At 71.1% G+C, this 24,558-nt stretch carries 8 protein-coding genes; 7 read left to right on the forward strand and 1 reads right to left on the reverse strand.

The features are described 5' to 3' along the window. The 7 genes from A5704_RS20280 to A5704_RS20310 all read left to right on the forward strand — a co-directional run. Positions 1-4,518: SDR family NAD(P)-dependent oxidoreductase (locus A5704_RS20280; protein WP_067890733.1), on the forward strand; the 4,518-nt coding region annotated here is incomplete at its 5' end. Next, positions 4,518-9,887: a type I polyketide synthase gene (locus A5704_RS20285; RefSeq protein ID WP_067890700.1), complete on the forward strand. Its 5,370-nt coding sequence runs from the start codon at positions 4,518-4,520 to the stop codon at positions 9,885-9,887. The genes A5704_RS20280 and A5704_RS20285, both read left to right, overlap by 1 nt. Then, positions 9,884-14,287, forward strand: a complete 4,404-nt coding sequence (locus tag A5704_RS20290; RefSeq protein WP_067890703.1) for a type I polyketide synthase — start codon at positions 9,884-9,886, stop codon at positions 14,285-14,287. Before A5704_RS20285 ends, A5704_RS20290 begins: the two co-directional genes overlap by 4 nt. A 9-nt stretch (positions 14,288-14,296) precedes the next feature. After that, entirely contained in the window at positions 14,297-15,298 is a 1,002-nt protein-coding gene (locus A5704_RS20295) for a daunorubicin/doxorubicin resistance ABC transporter ATP-binding protein DrrA (protein WP_067890706.1), read from the forward strand. Further along, positions 15,295-16,110, forward strand: a complete 816-nt coding sequence (locus A5704_RS20300) for an ABC transporter permease (RefSeq protein WP_067749897.1) — start codon at positions 15,295-15,297, stop codon at positions 16,108-16,110. The genes A5704_RS20295 and A5704_RS20300 overlap by 4 nt, the downstream gene beginning before the upstream one ends. After that, complete coding sequence (locus tag A5704_RS20305) at positions 16,107-16,934, forward strand: ABC transporter permease (RefSeq protein WP_067890709.1); 828 nt, start codon at positions 16,107-16,109, stop codon at positions 16,932-16,934. The genes A5704_RS20300 and A5704_RS20305 overlap by 4 nt, the downstream gene beginning before the upstream one ends. A gap of 18 nt (positions 16,935-16,952) precedes the next feature. After that, on the forward strand, positions 16,953-18,206 hold the full coding sequence (locus A5704_RS20310) for an acyltransferase (protein WP_067890712.1): 1,254 nt from the start codon (positions 16,953-16,955) through the stop codon (positions 18,204-18,206). Positions 18,207-18,216: 10 nt separating this feature from the next. On the opposite strand, the gene pks2 is transcribed toward A5704_RS20310, so the two are convergent. After that, positions 18,217-24,498, reverse strand: a complete 6,282-nt coding sequence (pks2, locus tag A5704_RS20315; RefSeq protein WP_067890715.1) for a type I polyketide synthase — start codon at positions 24,496-24,498, stop codon at positions 18,217-18,219. Positions 24,499-24,558: the final 60 nt, after the last annotated feature.

The following is a 24,558-nucleotide window of genomic DNA, read 5'->3' on the forward strand; positions in this document are numbered from 1 at the left end:
CACTCCATGGGCGAAGTCGCCGCCGCCGTGGTGGCCGGTGCGCTCACGCCCGCCCAGGGATTGCGGGTGACCGCGACACGATCGCGGTTGATGGCCCCGCTGTCCGGGCAGGGCACCATGGCCGCGCTCGAGCTCGACGCCGCCGCGACCGAGGCGCTGATCGCCGACCACCCGCAGGTGACGTTGGCGATCTACGGCTCGCCGCGCCAGACCGTCATCGCCGGACCGACCCAGGCGATCGACGACCTCATCAACACGGTCCGCGCGCAGAACCACTTCGCCGGCCGGGTCAATATCGAAGTGGCGCCGCACAACCCGGCGATGGACCCGCTGCAGCCACTGATGCGCGCGCAACTCGCCGATCTGTCCCCGCGCCCACCGACCATCCCGATCATCTCCACCACCTACGCGGACCTGAACAGCCGGCCGGCCTTCGACGCCGACCACTGGGCCACCAACATGCGCAACCCGGTCCGCTTCCAGCAGGCGATCGAAGCCGCGGCGGCCGAGCACCACACCTTCATCGAAGTCAGCGCGCACCCCTTGCTGACCCACGCCATCAGCGAAACCCTCGCCGACCGCGACGGCTACCTGAGCATCGGCACCCTGCAGCGCGATGCCCACGACACCCTGACCTTCCACACCAACCTCAACACCGCCCACGTCACGCGCCCGCCCCATACGCCGCATCCCCCGGGACCGCACCCCCCGCTACCGAAAACGCCGTGGCAGCACACCCGGCACTGGATCTCCCCCACCACCGCCGGCCACCACGCCCCGAACACCCACCCGCTGCTCGGGGCCGGCGTGACCGACCCCACTACCGGCACCCGGATCTGGGAATGCGAGCTCGGCCCCGACCTGCTGTGGCTCGGTGATCACGTCATCGACGATCTCTGCGTCCTGCCGGGTTCGGCCTACGCCGACATCGCGCTGGCCGCGGCGACGGACGCCTTCGGCGGCCCCGAGCACGAACCCTGGATGATCCGCGACCTCAGCCTGGACCACCTGCTGCACGTGGGCGACGGCACCGCGCTGGTGACGACGCTCGCCGGCGACGAGCAGACCTGTCGCGTCGAAATGCGCACGCACAACGCCGCTTCGGGATGGGTCAAACACGCCACCGCCACCCTCACCCGCGAAACCGAACGCGCGCTGCCGTCGCTGCCGGCCGACGAACCCGGCGTGACGGAGCTCGACCCCGACGAGCTGTATGAGCGGCTGCGCGGCGCCGGACAACAGCACGGCCCGGCCTTCCGCGGGATCGTGGGCCTCACCGTCACCCCGTCGGGAGCGGCCCGCGCGGACGTGCGCCTGCCCGCGTCGGCCAGGACCGGATCGCGCAACGTCGTGTTGCATCCGGTCATGATGGACATCGCCGTCCAGGCGCTCGGGGCCACCCGGGCCGCGATCGACCTGGCCGGCGGGCAGAACGCCCGCGAAATCATCGTGTTGCCAGCGCGTTTCGCGGGTGTCCACGTCTACGGCAACGTGGCAGACGGCGTGCGCTCGTTCGGCTCGCTGACCACCACCGGCGACCCCGACCGGCTGGTGGGCCACGTCGTCCTGACGGATCGGGACGGACGACCGCTGCTCGTCGTCGACGAGGTGGAGATGGCGGTGCTTCGATCGGGCCGGGGCACAACGGAACTCGGGAACCGGCTGTTCGCGCTGGAATGGGAGCTCACCCCACTGGACAAACCGGCCGGCACGCTCGCCGGCGTCCTGCTGATCGGAGACGAGGACGACGCAGACCCGCTGCTCCCCGCGCTGCGGTCGGCGCTGAGCGACGGTGCGGCCGAGGTCGACATGGTTTCCCCGGCCGACCCTGCGGGGCTGCGCGCGGCGATCACCCGAACCCCGTGGGATGCCATCGCCGTGGTCTGTCCGGCACGGGCCGTCGACGAGTCGCTCGCGGACCGCGCCCAACTCGCCCTGGCGCAGGCGCGCACGCTGCTGGTCGCCGGCATCGCGAAGACGGTGACCAGGATGGGCGCCCGGAACAGCCCGCGGCTGTACATCGTCACCCGCGGCGCCCAACAGCTCGGTCCCGCCAATCGGGTCACATTGGCGCAGACGCAACTTCGCGGCATCACCAGGGTGCTGACCTTCGAGCACCCGGAACTCAAGCCGACCCTGATCGACACCGACGCCGACGGCATCGCCTCGGTCGCCGACCTGGCCGCGGAGCTGCTCGCCGGGTCCGACCACGACGAGATCGCGCTGCGCGACTCGCACCGATACGTCAACCGGGTGGTGCCCGCGCCCACCACGGCGACCGGTGACCTCGCCCCCCAGCCGCGCCGCACCGTCGTGGACCTGGACCGCGGGGAAGCTGTCCGGCTGCAGACCGATCAACCCGGACGGCTGGACGCCCTGAACCTCCACGCCGTTAAGCGGATTCCACCCGGGTGCGGCCAGGTGGAAGTCCGCGTCGTCGCCGCGGGCCTCAACTTCAGCGACGTGCTCAAGGCGATGGGCGTCTACCCCGGGCTCGACGGGGCGCCGCCCGTCGTCGGTGGCGAGTGCGTCGGCCTGGTCACCGCCGTCGGCCCCGACGTCGACTCCGTCGAAATCGGCCAGCGCGTGATCGCTTTCGGCCCCGGCACTTTCGCTTCCCACGTGACCACCCTGGCCGACCTCGTCGCGCCCGTCCCCGACGCGCTGCCCGACGGCGAGGCGGCCGCGTTCGGCATCGCCTACCTGACCGCCTGGCATTCCCTGTGCGAGGTCGGGCGGCTGGCCCCCGGCGAACGCGTGCTCATCCACTCCGCCACCGGCGGCGTAGGACTGGCCGCCGTTTCGATCGCCCGGATGCTCGGCGCCCGGATCTACACGACGGCCGGCTCGGACGCCAAACGCGAAATGCTGCGGAGCCTTGGGGTCGAGTACGCCGGCGATTCCCGCAGCGTCGATTTCGCCGACGAGATCCGCGACCTCACCGACGGCTACGGGGTGGACGTCATCCTCAATTCCCTTCCGGGCGAAGCGATTCACCGCGGTGTCAAGCTGCTCGCCCCGGGCGGCCGGTTCATCGAGCTGGGCAAGAAGGACGTGCACGCCGACGCCGGGCTGGGGCTGGCGGCCCTGGCGAAGAGCGCGTCGTTCGCCGTGGTCGACCTGGACCTGAACCTCAAACTGCAACCGGCACGCTACCGCCGCATGCTCGCGGACATCCTGCGGCATGTGGCGGAGGGCCGCCTGCAGGTGCTCCCGGTCACCGAGTTCGGCCTGCAGGACGCCGGCGACGCCTTCGCGCTGATGGCCTCCGGGCGGCACACCGGCAAGATCGTCGTCTCGATCCCGGCCGGCGGCCGCCTCGCCGCGATCGCCGCACCGCCACCGCAACCCCTGGTCAGCCGGGACGGCGGCTACATCGTCGTCGGCGGCATGGGTGGCCTCGGCTTCGTCGTCGCGCGCTGGCTGGTCGAGCGCGGCGCGGGACTGGTTGTGCTGAACGGACGTTCGGGCCCCACCGGCGAGGTGGCCGCCACCATCACGGAGCTCAACGCCGCGGGCGGCCGCATCGAGGTGGTTACCGGCGACATCGCCGAGCCGGGCACGGCCGAGCGGCTGGTGCGCGCGGTCGAGGACGCCGGCTTCCGGCCGGCCGGAATCCTGCACAGCGCCATGGTCCTCGACGACGAGATCGTGTTGAACATGTCGGAGTCGGCCGCCCGGCGCGTATTCACCCCGAAGGTCGCGGGCGGCTGGTTGCTGCATCGGGCCACCGCCCACCTGGACCTCGACTGGTGGCTGGTGTTCTCGTCGGTGGCCTCGCTGCTGGGCGCGCCGGGCCAGGGCGCCTACGCCGCCGCCAACTCGTGGGTCGACGGCCTGGTCGCCCACCGGCGCGCGGCCGGACTGCCCGCGGTCGGAATCAACTGGGGCCCATGGTCGGAGGTGGGCCGCGCCCAATTCTTCGCCGACCTCGGCGTCGCGATGATCACGGTCGAGCAGGGGCTCGAGGCCATGCAGCTGGCGTTGTCGGCCGACCGGGCCCGCACCGGCGTGTTCAGTCTCGACGCCCGGCAGTGGTTCCAATCCTTCCCCGCCGCGGCCGGGTCGTCGTTGTTCGCCAACCTGCACGACGCGACGGCCGAGCGGCACGGCGGCGGCGCCATCCGCACCGAACTGGACGCCTTGGACGCCGCCGAGCGCCCCGCCCGCCTCGCCACCGCGATCGCCGACGAGATCCGGGCAGTGCTGCGCTCGACCGAGCCGATCGACCCGGGCCGCCCCATGCAGTCGCTCGGCCTCGACTCGCTGATGGCCCTCGAACTGCGCAACCGGCTCGAATCCAGCCTGGGCACAACGCTGCCGGCCGCCCTTGTGTGGGCGTACCCGACGATCACCGACCTCGCCGGCGCGCTGTGTGAGCGGCTGGGTTACGCGCCGCTCACCGACGGCGACGAACCGTCCGACGGGGACACCGCCCTGTCGGACGAGGAGATGGAATTGCTGTCCGATCTGGTGGCGGCAAGCGAGTTGGAAACCGCAACGGGGGGCAGTGAGTAATGACGAGCATTGCCGAACGCGCAGCGCAGATGTCACCGAAGGCGCGCGAGGTCCTGGCACGTGAGCTTGTCCGCGCGGGAACGGCGTTCCCGACCGACATCGCCGAACCGGTGGCGGTGGTGGGCATCGGTTGCCGGTTGCCCGGCGCCGTCGCCGGGCCGGAGAGCTTCTGGCAACTCCTAGTCGACGGCCGCGACGCCGTCGGCGAGGTACCGGCGGACCGGTGGGACGCCGACGAGTTCTACGACCCCGACCCCCAGGCGCCGGGCCGGATGACGACGAAATGGGGCGGCTTCGTCGACGACGTCTCCGGATTCGACGCCGACTTCTTCGGCATCACCCCCCGCGAAGCGGTCGCGATGGACCCCCAGCAGCGCATGCTCCTCGAGGTCGCCTGGGAAGCGCTCGAACATGCCGGCCTGCCCCCGGATTCGTTGAGCGGCAGCCGAACCGCCGCGCTGATGGGCATCTCGGCATGGGACTACACGATCCTCAACCTCGAGCGGCGCGCCGAGATCGACGCATACATGAGCACCGGGAACCCGCACAGCGCGGCGGTGGGCCGCATCTCCTACCTGTTGGGGCTGCGCGGCCCGGCGGTCGCCGTCGACACGGCGTGTTCGTCGTCGTTGGTGGCGATCCACCTGGCCTGCCAAAGCCTGCGGCTGCGGGAGAGCGACGTCGCCCTCGCGGGCGGGGTGCACCTCTCCCTGTCGCCGTTCACCAGCATCGCGCTGTCCAAATGGTCCGCCCTGTCACCGACGGGCCGCTGCAAGACCTTCGACGCCCTGGCCGACGGGTTCGTGCGCAGCGAGGGCTGCGGGGTGGTGGTGCTCAAGCGGCTGTCCGACGCCACCCGCGACGGCGATCGTGTGCTCGCCGTGGTGCGCGGGTCGGCCATCAACTCCGACGGCCGGTCCAACGGCATGACGGCGCCCAATGCGGCGGCCCAGCGCGACGTGATCACCACCGCGCTGCGGCAGGCCGACGCCACGCCGGACAGCGTCAACTACGTCGAAACCCACGGAACCGGAACGATACTGGGTGACCCCATCGAGTTCGAGGCGCTGGCGGCCACCTACGGACGCGGCGAGGGCGGCTGCGCGCTGGGATCGGTCAAGACCAACCTCGGGCACCTGGAGGCGGCCGCGGGCGTCACCGGATTCATCAAGGCGATCCTGGCGGTGAACCGGGGGCTCATCCCGCCCAACCTGCACTTCACCCGGTGGAACCCGGCGATCGACGCCTCCTCGACGCGGCTGTTCGTGCCGACCGGGCGCACGCCGTGGCCCACGGCGGGCCCGCGCCGGGCGGCGGTGTCGTCGTTCGGCCTGAGCGGAACCAACGCGCATGTGGTGATCGAGCAGGCGCCCGATCAAGCACCGGCGCAGCCGCATCCCGCGCCCGCGTTGTCCACCCTGGTGGTGACGGGGAAGACGCCGCAGCGGCTGGCGTCGATGGCCGCGACGCTGGCCGACTGGCTGAGCGGCGCCGGCGCGGCGACGCCGCTGGCCGATGTCGCGCACACGTTGAGTCATCATCGCGCCCAGCACAACTGGCGCGGAGCCGTCGTCGCCCGCGACACCGCCGCCGCGGTGGCCGGGCTGCGCGACCTGGCCGCCGGCGCGCCGGCGCCGGGCGTGCTCGCTCCCGTCGAGGCCGCCCGGCGCACCGGCACGGTCTTCGTCTACTCCGGCCAGGGCGCGCAGTGGGCCGGCATGGGCCGCCCCCTGCTGGCCGACGAGCCCGCCTTCGCGGCCGCGATCGCCGAACTCGAACCCGACTTCGTTGCCCAGACCGGGTTTTCGCTGCAGCGGACCCTGGCCGACGGTCAGCCGGTGGTCGGCATCCAGAACATTCAGCCCGTGCTGGTGGCCATTCAGCTCGCGCTCACCGCGCTGTGGCGCCACTACGGGATCGAGCCCGACGCGGTGATCGGGCACTCGATGGGCGAGGTCTCGGCCGCCGTGGTGTCCGGCGCGCTCACGCCGGCCGAAGGGCTGCGGGTGATCGCCACCCGGTCGGCGCTGATGGCCCGGTTGTCGGGCCAGGGCGCGATGGCGCTGCTCGAACTGGACGCCGAGGCGACCGGAGCACTGATCACCGACTACCCCCAGGTGACGCTCGCCGTGCACGCCTCACCGCGCCAATCGGTCATCGCCGGGCCGCCCGAACAGGTGGACGCGGTCATCGCGGCCGTCGTCGCCCGAAACCTGCTCGCGCGGCGGATCGAAGTCGACGTCGCCTCGCACCACCCGATCGTCGACCCGATCCTGCCCGAACTACGTTCTGCGCTCGCCGATTTGGAACCTAAGGCGCCGGCCATCCCAATGCTCAGCACGACCACGGAAGGGCCCACGCCGCTGCCCGACGCCGATTACTGGGCCGCCAACCTGCGCAACCCGGTGCGCTTCCACCAGGCCGTCAGCCGGGCCGGCTCCGACCGGCACACCTTCGTCGAGATCAGCCCCCACCCGCTGCTCACCCACGCCATCGCCGACACGCTGGGGGCCGAAGCCCGCCACGTCATCGGCACGCTGCACCGCGACACCGACGACACCACCAGCTTCCACACCCAGCTGGCCGCCGTCGCGCAAACCCCGCCCGGCGCCGACCACGGCCGTCTGGCCGACATCCCGGTGACGCCCTGGCGGCACACCCAATTCTGGGTCGCCGACCGGTCCGCGATGTCGGAGTCGGTCTCCGCCCACCCACTGCTGGGCGCGCACATCGAGGTTCCGTCCAGCCGCGACCACGTGTGGCGGGCCGACACCGGCACCGCGGTCTCCCCCTGGCTCGCCGACCACAAGGTGTTCGGTCAGGCCGTCATGCCCGGCGCGGCGTTCGCCGAAATCGCCTTGGCCGCAGCCAGTGAAGCGCTGGGCGTGCCGGTTGCGGGCATCTCGATCAACCAGCTCGAGGTCGAGCAGATGCTCACCCTCGGCGACCACACCCAGCTCACCACCCAGCTGACCCGCGGAGCAGACGACAAGACCCGCATCGAGATCTACTCGCGATCGTCCGGCGGCTGGGTCAGACACGCCACCGCCAGGGCCGAGCTGCGGACGTCGGACGCCCGCCCCGACCGGCCCGCGCCCCCCGGGCACGGCGACACCGAGATCAAACCGGCCGACCTGTACGGCGTGCTGCGCCACGCCGGCCAGTACCACGGCCCCGCCTTCGGTGCGCTCGCCACCATCCACCGGATGCCCGGCGGGTTCGTCGAATCGGAAATCATCCTCCCGGACGAGGCGCCGCGGCATCCCGCGTTCCGGCTGCACCCCGTCATGCTGGACGCCGCGCTGCAGAGCCTGGCCGCCGCGATGCCGGACGACGAACTCGCCGGGTCCGCCGAAGCCAGTTACCTGCCGGTGTCCTTCGACGCCATCCGGGTCTCGGGCGACCCCGGCCGGCGCGCCCGCTGCCGGGTCCAGCTGACCAACCTCGACGAGGGCGGCGTGGGCAAGCTGGGCAGAATCGTGTTGACCGACGACGCCGGAACGGTCACCGCGGAGATCAACGACATCTACCTGCGCCGCGTCGAGCGGCGCAGCGTCCCACTTCCCCTGTCGCAGAAGGTATTCGACACCACCTGGGTGTCCCGGCCGATCGCGGCCGCCGGCTCCGAAGCCCCCGGCAGCTGGCTGGTGCTCGCCGCCGCCGAAACCCGCGAGGGTGCGGCGGCGTTCGCCACGGGCTGGCGCTCACCGGCGCGCCGGGTGGTCACCGCCGACCTGTACGACGAGTCCGCCATCCTGTCCGCATTCGCCGACGCGGCCGGCGATCCCGAGCGCCCACCCGTCGGCGTGGTCGTGTTCGTGGCCCCCAACCCTGGCGTCGGCGACGACGGCATAAGCCGGGCACGGGAAACGGTCTGGGCGGTGTCGACCGTCATCCGCGCGATCGTCGGCGGCTGGCACGGTCGATCGCCGCGGCTCTGGCTGGTCACCCAGGGCGGCCTGGCGGTGCACGAGGAGGCAGGCCAGCCCGGGGTCGGCGCGCTCAAGGGACTGGTGCGGGTGCTGGCCTACGAGCACCCCGAGCTGCGGACCACGCTGGTCGACCTCGACGGCGATCCCGCGACAGCGCTCAACGCCGAACTGTCCGAGGCGGTTTCGGGGCAGGTCGACGACGTGGTCGCGTGGCGCGGCGGGCAGCGTTACGCGGAACGCCTCACCCGGGCGGCCATCGGCGAACGCACCACAGGGGACGTCGTCCGGCGGGGAGCGTCCTACATCGTCACCGGTGGACTCGGTGGCCTCGGCCTCGTCATGGCGCGATGGCTGGTGGACAGCGGCGCCGCGCGACTCGTCCTCAACGGGCGCAGCGAACCGTCGGAGCAGCAGCGCGCGGTCCTGGCCGAACTGGAGCGCACCGCCGAGATCGTCGTGGTGACCGACGACATCGCGACCGAAGGCGTCGCCCAGAAACTGGTGACCGCCGCCGGCGAATCTAACCTGCGCGGCGTCCTGCACGCGGCCGCCGTGCTCGACGACAGCCTGGTGTTCTCGATGACCAGGGAGAGCGTCGAACGGGTGTGGGCGCCCAAGGTCACCGGGGCGCTCCGACTGCATCAGGCCAGCGCCAGTTGCGACTTGGACTGGTGGCTCGGGTTTTCGTCCACCGCCTCGATGCTGGGCGGCCCGGGGCAGGCCTCGTACGCGTGCGCGAGCGCCTGGCTGGACGCCCTGGTCGACTGGCGGCGGGCGGCGGGCCTGCCCGCCGCGGTGATCAACTGGGGCCCGTGGGCAGAGGTCGGGCTCGCCCGCACGCTCGCCGGCGGCGCGCTCGATCCCATCACTCCCGCCGAGGGCGCCGCGGCGATGGAGCCGCTGCTGGCCAGCGGCAGATGCCACACCGGCGTCGGCCGGCTGCGGCCCGACCGGGCGCTCATCGCCTTCCCCGAAATCCGCGAACTCGGCTACTTCACCAACGTGGTCGCCGAACTGGAGGCCGCGGGCGACGGCGGCGACTGGGCGGGCCCCGAGGCGCTGGACGGGCTGGAATCCGCTGCGGCGCAAGCGCTGATGACCGATCGGCTGCGGGCACGCATCGCCGCGGTCATGGGCTACGCGGATCGATCGGCCGTCGACCCGAATGTTCCCCTCATCGAGCTCGGGATGGATTCCCTGATGGCGGTGCGCATCCGGAATTCGGCACGCGCGGACTTCGGGGTCGAGCCGCCGGTGGCACTCCTGTTGCAAGGGGCGTCGCTGCACGACCTCACGGCCGACCTGGTCCGCCAGCTCGGCCTGGCCGGCGATGCACAGGCACTCGAGCAGGAAGACGCGGTTCGCGACCGGGCGCAGCAGCGCGCGGCCGCGCGCCAACAAGCCGCACTGCGGCGGAAGCGAGGACACCAAGCATGAGCACGACCTCGACGGAGTTGCCGCCCAACGCGATCGCGGTGGTCGGCATGGCCGGACGATTCCCCGGCGCCAACGACGTGTCGGCGTTCTGGGACAACCTGCGCCACGGCAAGGAGTCCATCACCACGCTGTCCGAGCAGGAGCTCAAAGCCGCCGGGGTCGGCGACGACGTGCTGGCGAACCCGGCGTATGTGCGGCGCGCACCGATCGTCGACGGGGTCGACGAATTCGACGCCGAATTCTTCGGCTTTCCGCCCCAGCTCGCCCGGATGCTGGACCCGCAGCACCGGTTGTTCCTGCAGTGCGCGTGGCACGCGTTCGAGGACGCCGGCTGCGACCCCGCCCGGTTCGACGGTTCGATCGGCGTGTACGGGACCAGCTCGCCCAGTGGCTATCTCCTGCACAATCTTTCGTCACATCGCGCCCAGGACGCCTTCATGGGGACGGGTCTGAACTTCGAGCAGTTCAACCTGTTCCTGCAGAACGACAAGGACTTTCTCGCCACCCGGGTGTCCCATCAGTTCGACCTGCGCGGCCCGAGCATCACGGTCCAGACCGCGTGCTCGTCCTCGTTGGTCGCGGTCCATCTCGCGTGCCAGAGCCTGCTCAGCGGGGAATGCGACCTGGCCCTCGCGGGTGGGGTGTCGCTGTCGGTCCCCCACCATGTGGGGTACTGGAATTCGCCGGGCTCCATGGTGTCCGCGGTCGGCCATTGCCGACCCTTCGACGTGCGGGCTGACGGCACCGTATTCGGCAGCGGCGTGGCCATCGTGGCCCTCAAGCCCCTGCAGGCCGCCCTCGACGCCGGTGACCGCATTCACGCCGTCATCCGCGGATCGGCGATCAACAACGACGGATCGATGAAAATGGGCTACGCGGCACCGAATCCGGCCGCCCAGGCCGACGTGATCGCGGAAGCCCACGCGGTGGCCGGCGTCGACGCGTCGACCGTGAGCTATGTCGAGACACACGGGACCGGCACGCCGCTCGGCGATCCCATCGAGGTCCAGGGTCTGCGCTCCGCGTTCGCCGTGTCGCAGGCGCCCCGGCCCGGCCCCTGCGTGCTCGGGTCGGTCAAGTCGAACATCGGCCACCTGGAGGTGGCGGCCGGCGTGGTGGGCCTGATCAAAACCATTCTGTGCCTGAAGAACAAGGCGATCCCCGGGACGCTGCACTTCACCAGCCCGAACCCGGAGCTGCACCTCGACGAGACCCCGTTCACGGTGCGCAGCACCTACGGGGCGTGGGATTCCGAAGGTGCGCGGCGGGCCGGCGTCAGTTCGTTCGGGGTGGGCGGCACCAACGTCCACGTCGTGGTCGAGGAGGCGCCCCACGTTCCGGACCGCGCCGCGCCACCCGGTCCCCAGGTGCTGCTGCTGTCGGCGCAAACCACGGCGGCGCTTGAGCAGTCGCGCGCCGCACTGGCCGACGCGTTGGCCGGCCCGGACGGTCCCGAACCGGCCGACGTCGCCCACACCCTCGCCGGACGCCGCAAGCACCGCCTCACCATGGCGGCCGTGGTGCACGACCGCGATCATGCGGCCACCGTGCTGCGGGCCGCCGAACACGACAACGTCTTCGTCGGCGAATCCCTCGCCGGCGGCGAAAACCCCGCGGGGCGGGTGGTGTTCATGTTCCCGGGGCAGGGCGCCCAGCACGTCGGCATGGCCAGGGGCCTCTACGACACGGAGCCCGCGTACGCCGAACACTTCGACGCCTGCGTCGCGGGATTCGGCGATGAGATGGGCATCGACCTGAAGGCGTTGATATTCGGTGACGCCGCAACCGACCTGGAGCGCATCGACCGCTCCCAGCCCGCCCTGTTCACGGTGGAATACGCGCTGGCGCGGTTGGCCGAACACTACGGGCTGCGTGCCGGGGCGTACATCGGTTACAGCACGGGTGAGTACATCGCGGCCACGCTGGCCGGGGTGTTCGGCCTCGAGACGGCGATCACGCTGGTGGCCTTGCGCGCCCGCCTGATGCACGAGTCCCCGCCCGGTTCGATGGTCGCCGTCGCGCTGGGCCCCGACGACATCGCTCCCTACCTCACCCCGGGCGTCGAGCTTTCCGCGGTCAACGATCCCGGCAACTGCGTCGTCGCCGGGGCAGGCGACGAGATCCGCGCGTTCACCCAGCGGCTCCGCGAGGCGGGCATCACCGCCCGGCGCGTGCGGGCGACACACGCATTCCATTCCAGCGCAATGGATTCGATGGCGGCCGAATTTCAGCAGTTCCTGTCCGGCGTCGAGCTGCGCCGCCCCGACACGCCGCTGCTCAGCAACCTCACCGGGACCTGGATGTCGGACGAGCAGATCACCGACCCGGCCAGCTGGGCCCGCCAGATCAGTTCCACGATCCGGTTCGCCGACGAGCTCGACGTGCTCTTGAGCGATCCGGGCCGCGTGCTCGTCGAGGTCGGTCCCGGCGGCAGCCTGACGGGCTCGGCGATGCGGCACCCGAAGTGGTCGAGTGGCCACCGCGCGGTTCGCCTGATGCGACATCCGATTCAGAACGTCGACGACCGGGACACCTTCCTGCTCGGGCTCGGCCAACTGTGGGCGGCCGGTGTGCCCGTCGATTGGGAACCGCTGACCGGGCCGACGCCCAGGCTGGTCTCCCTGCCCGGTTACGCCTTTGCCCGCGAACGGCATTGGGTCGACGCGAAACCCCTCGCCTGGCTCGACCGGTCCACCGAGACTCCCGAAGCCCCGGGCGCTGCCGCCAACAGCGCCGATGCGTCCACGAACGGGCATCAATCGCACACCGAGGCGACGCTGCGGCAGATCTGGATGCAATGCCTGGGCCTGAACTCGATCGGCCGCAACGACAACTTCTTCGACCTCGGCGGCGACTCCCTGATCTCGATCGGCATCGCGACCAACGCCGGCAACGCCGGGCTGGATGTCACGCCCCAGGATCTCTACGGCAACCCGACATTGGCCACCCTGGCGGCCCACGTCGACGCCAAATACGCGGCGGGTTCGCTGGCGAAAGCGCCCGACGCCGCGTCCCGTCCGGCCGTTCCTCCGAACGTCGCGCAGTTCCTCGAGAGCGGCGTGCGGCGGGCGGGGCGCTGGCGCGTGCCGTTGATCCTGCGCCTCGATCCGACGGTCAGCCTCGACGACGTCCGGGCGGTGCTGACCGCAGTGACCAACCACCACGACGCGTTGCGGCTACAGCTCGTCGAGCACGCCGGGACCTGGGTCCAGTGCGTCACGGAGGCAGCCGAATTCGATCATCTGTCGTCGCGGACGCTGCCCGGCACCGATGCCGACACGCAGCGGGCGGCGGTGCTCGACGTCGTGGCCGAGCTCACGGCACAGGACGACCTCGCCGCGCCGTTGACCGCCAGCCTCCTCTCTGACCCCGGCGACGCGCGCTACCTGACGTTGTCGCTGCACGAGGCCGTCGCCGACACCGCCTCCCGCGAGATCCTGGTCGCCGACATCTTCACCGCATTCACGCAACGGCTGGCGGGAGAGGACATCTCGCTGCCGCCGACCACCACCTCGTGGCGGGACTGGTCGCTGCGCGTCGCCGGCCTCGCGACCCACCCCGCGGTCCTCGATACGAGCGACTTCTGGCTGGAGAGCTCGGGCCGCGCGACGCTGCGGCCGGCGGACCCAGAAGTCACCGACCGGCCCCTGGGCGACGACCTGGCCAAGGTGCCGTCGGCGCTCACCGTCGAGCAGACCTCCGAGGTCGACGATTTGCGGCGCGCGCTCGGCTGGTCGATCGACGAGATCCTGCTCGCGGCGCTCGGCAGGACCATCGCCGAGACGATCGGCACCGGCGTCCTCGCCGTCGACCTGGAGGGGGCGGGCCGTTCGGTGTTGCGGCCGGACGTGGACCTGCGCAGGACCGTCGGCCGGTTCACCACGATCTATCCGGTGCCGCTTCGCTGCGCGACGAGCGACGACACCGGCGCGAGCGAACTGCTGACCGACGTGCGCGACACCCTCAAATCCGTTCCGCACCATGGGATCGGATACGGGCTGCTGCGGCACCTCTACGCGCCCACCGCACGCGCACTCTCGGCCGTGCCGCCCGCCGACGTCCACTTCCGGTACGTCGGCATGATCCCCGAATTGCCGCCCATCGACGCGCCGGTGCAATTCGACTCGGACGCGGCCATGCCGGTGCGCGACACGATCCCGGGCCTGGGCCATGCCATCGAGCTTCGGGTGTACCGCCACTCCGGCGTGCTGCACCTCGACTGGTGGTACGACACCCGCCGGGTGCAGGGCGCGCGCGCCGAAGCGCTGGCGCGGCGCTTCCCATTGGCGCTGCGGGAGCTGATCGGGGACGCCATGTCCGCCGCTTCCGGCGACGGCGACCTCGGCTCGCAGCAGGTGGAGTTGGCGTTGGTGGACTTGTCGGCCCTGGATGCGAGCTGAGGGGGGCCGGTGAATCACGCACGCAGAGCGACGGACAAGGCGGTCGTCGTCGACAAGGTCCGCAAGACCTTCGGCGATTTCGTGGCCTTGCACGAGGTCAGCTTCGAAGTCGGCCGGGGCGAGGTGCTCGGTCTGCTCGGCCCGAACGGCGCGGGCAAGACGACGCTCGTCGACATCCTGTCGACCCTGAGCCGGCCGGACAGCGGCCGCGCCGTGGTCGCCGGCTACGACGTCGTCCGGGAACCGGCCGGTGTCCGCCAGGCCATCATGCTCACCGGGCAGCAAGTCGCGATCGACGACATGCTCACCGGCGGCGAGAATCTGGTGATGTTCGGTCGGCTGTTCGGCTTGAGCAAGTCGGCGGCCCGCGCCCGCGCCAAGCAACTCATCGACGAATTCGATCTGGCATACGCCGCCGACCGCCGGGTGAAGACCTACTCCGGCGGCATGCGCCGCCGGATCGACATCGCCTGTGGCCTGGTGGTCCGGCCCCAGGTGGTGTTCCTCGACGAGCCCACCACCGGCCTGGATCCGCGTAGCAGGCAGAGCATTTGGGACCTGGTCGGCAAGTTCAAGGACATGGGCGTCGCCACGCTGTTGACGACGCAGTATCTCGAGGAGGCGGACGCGCTGGCCGACCGGATCGTCGTCATCGACCACGGACGGGTGATCGCCGAGGGGACGGCCGACGAGCTCAAGGAGCGCACCGGCGGCAGCTATTGCGAAATCGTGCCGCGGCGCCTCGCGGATCTGCGGGTGATCGCCGACGTGCTCGGCCCGTTGCTGCCGGAGAAGATCAGGGCCACCCTGACGCCCGATTCGGATCGAATCGCGATCCCCGCCCCGGACGGCGCCAACACGCTCGTCGAGGCCGTCGGGCGATTGGCCGCCGCCAACATCGAGGTGGCTGACGTGGCCCTGCGGCGACCGTCGCTCGACGACGTATTCCTCGCGCTGACAGACGAATCCCCCGCCGCGCGCACCCCCGTCGCTACCCGGGCCGTCGGGTGACCGCCACCGCGACCACCGAGCGGCACCTGTCCACGCTGACGCAGTGGTGGGTCCTCACCGTCCGCTTCATCGCACCGACGCTGCGCAACGGGGAGCTGCTCGTGACCGTCGCGTCGTCGGTCGTTTTCACCGCCGGCTTCTACATCCCGCTGCATCAGATCATGGGCACCGCGACCAAGGGACTGTCCAGCAGCTACGCGCAATACGTGATGCCGCTGATCGCGCTGCAGGCGATCACCTTCGCCGCGATGTCGACGGCGTTTCGGGCCGCGACCGATTCGGTGCAGGGCATCAACCGCCGGTTCCGGTCCATGCCGATGGCCCCGTTCGCCCCGGTGGGAGCCCGCGTCTCGGCCGCGGTGTACCGGTGCACGGTTTCGGTGGCGGTGGCGGTGGTCTGTGGCTACGTGATCGGATTCCGGTTCCACCGGTCGGCGATCTACGTCGTCGCCTTCTGCCTGTTGGTGGTGGCCATCGGGTCGATGCTGTCCTTCGCGGCGGACCTGGTGGGCACCGGGACGCGCAACCCGGAGGCCATGACACCGCTGCTCATCCTGCCGCCGCTGATCTTCGGACTGCTGTCCACCGGAGTCCAACCGGCGCAGCAGTTTCCGCACTGGATCCAGCCGATCGTCCGCAACCAGCCGGTGTCCCAGTTCGTGATCGCCCTGCGCGCCCTGGCCGGGGACGCCGCCCCGTACGGAGGGTCGGTGACGTGGCCGGTGCTGGCGCCGACGCTGGCGTGGTTGTCCGGGTTGACGGCGCTGCTGATACCGGCATCGGCGATCGTTCTGGCCAGGCGGGCGCGATGACCCTGGTCCACGAAGCCACCGATCCGGTCGTCGAACGGCGCCGTCACCACGAGGACTCGCCGCGGGCGCTGGCGACCCAGACGTGGGTCCAGACGCGGCGGATCCTGCTGCGCTGGGCGCGCGACCTGACGGCGGTGATCGAGGCGCTGGTGTTGCCCGTCCTATTCCTGCTGACGCTGAACATCATTCTGGGCAACGTCATTTCGCAGGTCACCGGTCACAGCGCGCTGTACGGCACGGTTCCGCTGAACGCGCTCGCCGCCACGATCAACGGCGCGGCGATCGGGGCGATCGGCCTCATCGGGGAACGCTCCGACGGGCTGCTGCGCCGGCTATGGGTGGTGCCCGTGCACCGCGCGTCCGGTGCGCTCTCGCGCATCGCCGCCGAAATGATTCGGATCATGATCACCACGCTGGTCGTGCTGGGCGTCGGAATGCTGCTGGGTTTCCGCTTCCGGCAGGGTTTCCTCGCCAGCCTGACCTGGTTCGTCGTCCCGCTGATATTCGGGCTGGCGTTCGCGACCCTGATCACGATGGCGGCGTTGTACACCGCGAACAACTTTCTGCTCGAGACGGTCACTCTCCTGCACGTTCTGGCCGTCGTCTTCTCGACCGGCTTCCTGCCGGTGGACCAATTCCCGAAGTGGATACAGCCGGTGGTCGCCCACCAGCCGATGAGCTACGCGATCGAAGCCATGCGTGGCCTGTCGCTGGGCGGCCCGGTGCGGTGGCCGATGATCGCCACGCTGTTGTGGGCGAGCGGCATCACCGCCGTGTGCATCGTGCCGACGCTGGTCGGCTATCGACGGGCCAGCACGAGCTGACAAGGGGGTAGTGGGACAATGTTTCCCGGATCCGTGATCCGAAGGCTGACGCGCAGCGAAGAGGTCTTCGCGGTCAACGAAACCTATTTTGCCTTCACCGCTTTCATCATCGGTCCGGTCGACCTCGACGCGATGGCCGACGCCTTCGACGCGCTGCTCGAGTCCCATCCGGTGTTCACCGGCCGGCTGGAACAGGGCGACGACGGCCGCTACCAGATCGTCGCGGAAGACCTGATGCACCCGGGCATCTGGGTGATCGAGGGTGACGCCGATCCGGCATCGGCCGGCATGCGGCTCGACCAGACGCAAACCTTGCTCAATCTCCGGTTGAAGCGCAGCGGCGAGCGCACCGAACTGACCCTGTACACCCATCACAGCCTCGCGGACGCCCATCATGCGTTCGGTCTGCTCGAGGAGCTGTTCTCCCTCTACACCGATGTCGTGACCACCGGCGCACCGCCCCCGATCACACCGCAGCCCGCGCCAGAATCGCTGGAGCTGTTGCTCGAACAGCGTGGCGTGACAAAGCAGCAGCGCTCCGGGCTGGAGAAGCTGTTCAAGGCGATGTTCGCCTACGACCTGCCGGCGCAGGAGAGGCCGCCGGCGATGCCGGATCCGGATGCGATCCAACCCATTCCGATCGCGCGGATCCGGTTCACCGAAGAGGAGACGGCGGAGCTGGTGGAGTTCGGGCTGGCCAATCAGCTCAGCCTCAACTCCGTCGTGGCGGCGGCGATTCTGCTGGCCGAGTGGGAAATGCGCGGCACCCCGCACATTCCGATTCCCTACATCTATCCGGTCGACCTGCGTTACCTGCTGTCACCCCCGGTGAGTCTCACCGGCAGCACGCTGCCGCTGGGCGTGGCCACCTATCTCGCCGAGATCAGGGCCGACACCGATCTGGTCGATCTGGCTCGCGGGATCGTCGAGTCCTTCCGGACCGACCTGTCGGACGGCGTGATCCAGCAATCGGCGATGCATTTCAACCTGCAGTATCAGGGCACCCCGGCCGGGCTCCCTCCGGTGGTGCTGTGCACCGACACCGGCACCATCCCCCCGCTGCGGGTTCCCGAAGAGATCGACCTCGAGGACTTTCAGAGCGAGCTCTACTTCCCCACCCGCGCGCCCGTCGACCTCTACAGCGTCGGAACCTTCGCCAACCGGCTGTTCATCGAACACCACGCACACCTGCCCGGGCGCGAAAAGACTTTGGAGGCAATCCATTCGCGGCTGTGCTCGCTGGTCGACGAGGACAGCTGGGTCATGGAGTGAACTGGCGCCGTCACGATGCCGCGACGGCGCCCTCCCCTTCGGCCACCAGCGTCTCGGTCAGGTGCAGGCTCAGCGAACGCGCGGAGTTGTAGGTCGCCACGACCTTGGGGGTGATCCGTATCCCCGTCTCGGCCTCGATGCGGGTCCGCAGCTCGAGGTTGCCCAGCGAGTCCAGGCCGTGATCGGCGAACGCGCGGTCGGGATCGATCGCGCGCCGCAGGATCAGCCCCGTCTGCTCGGTGATCAGGCGCCGCAGCCGGGCCGGCCATTCGTCGGGCGGCAGCGCCCGCAATTCTGCGCGCAGCGTGGCGCCCTCGCCGCCGTGCTGTTCCCCCGCGGCCTGGAAGGCCTCGGCGAAGGGGCTGCGCGCCACCAGCGCGGCCAGCCACGGCGCGCCCGTCGTCGGGACGTAACCGGTGTAGCCGCGGTCGTACCGGAGCAGCGTCTCGAACGCGCGCGCGCCCTCGTCCGGAGCAATCATGGTGGTGCGGCCCCCGGCCGCCAGGAAGGTCGCGCGGCCGATCTCGCCCCACGCCCCCCACGCGATCGTGGTGGCGGGCAGGCCCTGGCCGCGGCGCCAATGGGTGAACGCGTCCAGCCAGCTGGAGGCCGCGGCGTAGGCGCCCTGGCCCGCGGAGCCGAACAGCGCGGCCACCGACGAGAAGCAGCAGAACCAGTCCAGCGGCTGTCCCGTTGTCGCGTGATGTAAATTCCACACGCCGTTGACCTTTGGCGCCCAGTCCTTGTCGATCAGATCGTCGGTGATGTTGGCGAGCACGGCGTCCTCGACCACCGCGGCGGCATGCAGCACCCCGCGCAGCGCTAGTCCGGTGGCCGTGGCCGCGGCCACCACCCGGGCCGCGGTGTCTGACTCGGCGATGTTGCCGCTTTCCACGACGACATCGGTTCCGTTCGCGCGCAGCCGTTCGATTGCCTGGCGCGCCTTGGGAGTGGGATTGGAGCGGGCCGTCAGCACTATCCGCCCGCACCCGGCCTTGGCCATTTCGGAAGCCAGGAACAAGCCCAGGCCGCCCAGGCCGCCGGTGACGATGTAGGCGCCGTCGTCGCGGAACACCGGGGCCTGCTCCGGCGGCAGCACCGCGCGGGTCTGGCCGGTGCGCGGCACGGTGAGCACCAGCTTGCCGGTGTGCTCGGCGCCGCTCATCACGCGGATCGCCGTCGCCGCCTCCGATATCGGGTATTCGGTGCAATTCGGTTGCGGCAGATCACCGTCCGCGATCCGCTGGTAGACCGCCCGCAACAGCTGCTGCACCCGCCGCGGGTGCGTCTTGGTCAGCAGCGCCAAATCGACGGCGTAGAACGTGAGGTTGTGGCGGAAGGGATACAGGCCCAGCCGGGCGTCGTCGTAGATGTCGCGCTTGCCGATCTCCACGAACCGCCCACCGTAGGCGAGCAGGTTGAGCCCGGCGCGCTGGGCGGCACCGGTCAGCGAGTTGAGCACCAGGTCGACGCCGTACCCGTCGGTGTCGCGGCGGATCTCGTCGGCGAACGCCGTGCTGCGTGAGTCGTAGACATGCTCGATGCCCATGTCGCGCAGCATCTCCCGCCGTTCCGGGCTGCCCGCGGTGGCGTAGATCTCCGCCCCCACCATTCGCGCGATCGCTATCGCGGCCTGACCGACGCCGCCGGTGCCGGAGTGGATGAGCACCTTGTCTTCGGCCGAGATCCCCGCCAGTTCGTACAGCCCGTACCACGCGGTGCCGTAGGCCGTCGCCGCGGCTGCGGCCTGGCCGGCGGTCATCCCGGACGGCAGGGTGGTCACCAGTCGGGCGTCACACGTGACGAACGTGCCCCAGCTGCCGTTGGCGAAACCGGAGAAACCGCCGACCCGGTCGCCGACGCGGTGGTCGGTGACGTCCGCGCCGACGCGGGTGACGACGCCGCCCAGGTCGAATCCCAGCTGGTGCGGCTCGCCCTCCAGGTCGGGGTAACGGCCAAGCGCGGCAAGTACTTCGGCGAAGTTGACGCTGGACGCGTCGATCGCGACCTCCACCTCGCCCGGGCCGGGCGTCCTGCGGTCGACGGCGACGAATTCCAGCGTTTGCAGGTCACCGGGATGACGGACCGCCACGCGCATCCCCTCCGTCTCGTGGTTCACCGTGGTGACCCGGCGTTCGTCGGCGCCGAGGGGCGTGCAGCGCAGCCGCGCCGTGTGCCACTGCCCGCCGCGCCACGCGGTCTCGTCCTCGGCCGAGCCGCACAGCAATTCGTGGGCGGCACGTTCGACGTCCGCGTCGGCCTCGAGGTCGATCTGGGTGGTCCGCAGCTGCGGGTTCTCCGCGCCGACCACCCGCAGCAGGCCGCGCAGGCCGCCCTGGACCAGGTTCGGCGCGTCCCCGGGCCGCACGATCTGCGCCCGCCGCGTGATGACGTACAGGCGCGGCGGCGTCGCCGACATCTCCGGCAGGTCGCGGATCATGCGCACCACATGGCGGACCTGCTCGCGTCCGGCGAGCAGGCCCCGATCGTCCGGCTCCCCGGCCGGCGGCGGGCACACGATGACCACCCCCTCCAGGCCGCCACGCACCGCGGCGCCGAGCCGCTCAGCGTTGGGGCGGTGCTCGGCCTGCCGTGGCCAGCTCAGGAAATCTGTTTGTGCGCCAAGGGATTTCAGTGTATCCGCCAGGGTCGACGCGAGCGGGTCGGCCTCGGCGGTGTCGATCAGCAGCCAGGCGCCGACCGGCCGCTCGGGCACCGGCGGCAGCGTCCGCCGCTGCCAGTCGACGGTCAGCAGCCGCTCGGCCATCAGCTCGTCGGCGCCGCCACCCCGGCCGAGGCCCATGCGCAGGCCCTGCACCGCCAGCAGCACCATGCCGTCGGAATCCAGCAGATCGAGGTCGACGTCCACCGAGGACGCCGTCGCCGCGACGAGCCGGAGGTGGCAATAGCGGGCGCCGCGCGCCGGACCGTGGCGGCGCAGCCGCGCGACGCCCAACGGCAGCAGGCTGCCGTTGGCGGCCTCCTTGACGGCGGGGTGCGCCAGCACGGTCTGGAAGCAGGCGTCCAGCAGGGCGGGATGCACCCCGTAACTCCCCTGCTCCGCGCGGACCGCGCCGGGGAGCGCGACCTCGGCCACCACGCTGCGGCTCTTGCCTTCGGCGGTGCGCGTCGACACCAGACCGGCGAAGGCCGGACCGTACTCGACGCCGCGCTCGGCGAACGACTGTCGCAGCGCGGCACCGTCTTCCAGCTGCGGGTGGGTGGCCAGCAGGGCGGCGACGTCGCGTCGCTGCGGCTGCTCGTCGGCGACCGCGTGCAACACCGCCGCGGCGCTGCGGATCCGTTCCCCGTCGCGATCGGTCTCCACCACGAACTCGGCAACGCCCGCGTCCAGGATCGAAGCCACCGCGCTCACCGGCGTCTCGTCGTCCAGCAGCAGCATCTCCTCGAAGCGGACGTCGCGCACCTCCGCGTCCGGCCCCAGCACCGCCGCGGCGGCAGCCAGCGCCATCTCGCAGAAGCCCGCCCCCGGGAAAACCCCGACCCCGTTCACCCGATGGTCGGCCAGCCAGGGCAACGCCGCGGTGCCCACCCCGCCCTGCCACGCGTGGCGTTCCGGTTCCTCCGGCAGCCGCACGTGGGCACCCAACAGCGGATGCACGTCGAGCGTGAACTGCCCGCGCCCCGGCGCGCCCGCCCCGCCGGCGTCGACGAGCAGCCGCTGGTGGGTCCACGTCGGCAGCGGCGCGTCCACCAGCCGACCGCCCGGGTACAGCGCGGAGAAGTCGATGGCGGCGCCGGCGCTGAACAGATCCGCCAGGAAGCCCAACAGCCCGTGCGGCATCGGCTGCTCGCGGCGCATGGCCGGCAGCGCGGCGATGCCAACGTCGGAGGCGCCCGCGTTCTGTTCGACCGCCCGGGTCAGCAGCGGATGCGGCGACGGTTCACCGAAGACGCGATGGCCGTCGTCGAGGGCGGCCTGCACCGCGGCGGCGAACTTCACCGACTGGCGCAGGTTGTCCACCCAGTATCCGGCGTCGAACGCCGGCCGGGCGCGTGGATCGTCCAGCGTCGCAGAGTAATACGGCACTTCAGCCGCCGCCGGCGTCAGGTCGGCGAGTTGGGCGGCCAAGTCGGCGAGGATCGGATCGACCTGGGACGAGTGCGAGGCGACGTCCACGGCCACCTCGCGGGCCATCACCTCGCGGCCCTCCCACTCCGCGACCAGATCGCGCACCGCCTGCGTCGCCCCGCCGATCACGGTGGAGTTGGGCGACGCGACCACCGAGACCACCACGTCGCCGACGCCGCGGGCGGCCAGTTCGTCGCGCACCTGCTGGGCGGGCAGCTCCACCGAGGCCATCGCGCCCGCGCCGGCGATCCGGCACATCAACGCCGAGCGCCGGCAGATCACCCTGACCCCGTCGGGCAGCGACAGCGCGCCGGCCACCACGGCCGCCGCGATCTCGCCCATCGAGTGGCCGATCACCGCCCCCGGCCGCACACCGTAGGCGCGCATCGCGGTCGCCAGCGCCACCTGGAAGGCGAACAGTGTCGGCTGCACCCGGTCGATGCCGGTGACCGTCTCCGGCGCCGACATCGCCTCGGTCACCGAGAAACCCGACTCCGCCGCGATCAACGGCTCGGCCGCGGCGACGGCGGTGGCGAACGCCGGCTCCTTGGCCAGCAGCTCGGCGCCCATCGCGGCCCACTGCGAGCCCTGGCCGGAGAAGATCCACACCGGCCCGCGATCGTCATGACCGGCCGCCGGCGCGTAAGGGGTTTCGCCGTCGGCGATTTCGCGCAGCCCGGCGATCAGCCCGTCGATGCTGTCCGCCGTCACCGCGGTGCGCACGGTCCGGTGCGCGCGTCGCCGCGCCAGGGTGTAGGCCAGGTCGGCGGCGGACACGGTTTCCCGGTGGTCGCACACCCACTCGGCCAGCCGCCGCGCCGTGTGGCGCAGCTCGTCGGCGGAGGTGGACGACAGCGGGAACAGTAGCGACCGTGCGCTTTCCGCGCCGAACCCGTCGACGTCGGGGTCGGGCGCCTGTTCGAGGACGGCGTGCACGTTGGTGCCCGACATCCCGAACGACGTCACCCCGGCCCGCCGCGGGCCTTCGCCCTTGTCCGGCCACGGCGTAACCTCCTGCGGCACAAACAATCCCGTTTCGATGCGGGCAAGTTCGTCGGGCAGGCGGGTGAAGTGGGCCATCGGCGGCACCACACCGCTCCGCAGCCCGAGCACCGCCTTGACCAATCCGACCGCGCCCGCCGCTGCCTCGGTGTGCCCGACGTTGCTCTTGGCCGATCCGAGCGCGACACGATTGCCACCGGCTCCGTAAACCTCGGTGAGACTGGCGAATTCGAGCGGGTCGCCCTTCGGGGTTCCGGTGCCGTGGGCTTCGACCATGCCGACGGTGGCCGGGTCGACTCCGGCCGCGTCCAACGCCGCCCGGTACACCGCGGCCTGCGCATCGGCGGACGGCGTCGTGATCGTCTCGGAACGACCGTCCTGATTGACCGCCGTGCCGCGGACCACCGCCAGGATCCGGTCGCCGTCGCGCACCGCGTCGGGCAGGCGCTTGAGCAGCACCACCGCACACCCGTCGGAACGGACGAACCCGTCGGCCGCGACGTCGAACGTGTGGCAGCGTCCGGTGGGCGAAAGCATGCCCTGCGCGGACGCCGACGCCGACACCCGCGGATCCAGCACCAGCATGGCGCCGCCGGCCAGCGCGAGATCACTCTCGCCGGTGTTCAGGCTCGAGCACGCCAGGTGGACGGCGAGCAGGCCGGACGAGCACGAGGTGTCGAGCGTGATCGCCGGGCCCACCAGGCCCAACCCGTAGGCGATCCGGCCGGAGGCCATGCTGAACGGGGTGCAGGTGTAGCCGTAGGCGTCCTCCATCACACCCGCATCGCCGCTGATCAGCGTGTAGTCCTGCTGGCACATCCCCACGAACACCCCGGTCCGCGAGCCGCTCAACGACGGCGGCGCGATGCCCGCGTGCTCGATCGCCTCCCACGACGTCTCGAGCAGCAAGCGGTGCTGCGGATCGATCGCGGTCGCTTCGCGTTCGCCGAAGCCGAAGAAGGCCGCGTCGAAACCGCCGGCGTCGTCGATGAAGCCGCCCCAACGTGACACGGACCGGCCGTGCACCCCGCGCTCGGGGTCGTAGTGGTCCTCGACGTCCCACCGGTCGGGCGGGATCTCGGTCACCAGGTCGTCGCCCCGCAGCAACGCTTGCCAGAACGCGTCGGGCGAGTCGATCCCGCCCGGAAGCCGGCATCCCATTCCGATGACCGCAATGGGGGTGACCCGTGGTTCCATCGCCGCTCAACCTCGTCTCAGGCCAACCGGCGATGCTGCGAGTATCACCGGCATCAGTGC

The organism is Mycobacterium sp. E735, from assembly GCF_001666955.1.
Taxonomy (GTDB): Bacteria; Actinomycetota; Actinomycetes; order Mycobacteriales; family Mycobacteriaceae; genus Mycobacterium.

Bases quoted from the DNA above. Each gene is read 5' to 3' on its own strand.
- A5704_RS20285 (WP_067890700.1), top strand. From the start codon at position 4,518: ATGACGAGCATTGCCGAACGCGCAGCGCAGATGTCACCGAAGGCGCGC.
- A5704_RS20290 (WP_067890703.1), top strand. From the start codon at position 9,884: ATGAGCACGACCTCGACGGAGTTGCCGCCCAACGCGATCGCGGTGGTC.
- A5704_RS20305 (WP_067890709.1), top strand. From the start codon at position 16,107: ATGACCCTGGTCCACGAAGCCACCGATCCGGTCGTCGAACGGCGCCGT.
- A5704_RS20310 (WP_067890712.1), top strand. From the start codon at position 16,953: ATGTTTCCCGGATCCGTGATCCGAAGGCTGACGCGCAGCGAAGAGGTC.
- pks2 (WP_067890715.1), bottom strand. From the start codon at position 24,498: ATGGAACCACGGGTCACCCCCATTGCGGTCATCGGAATGGGATGCCGG.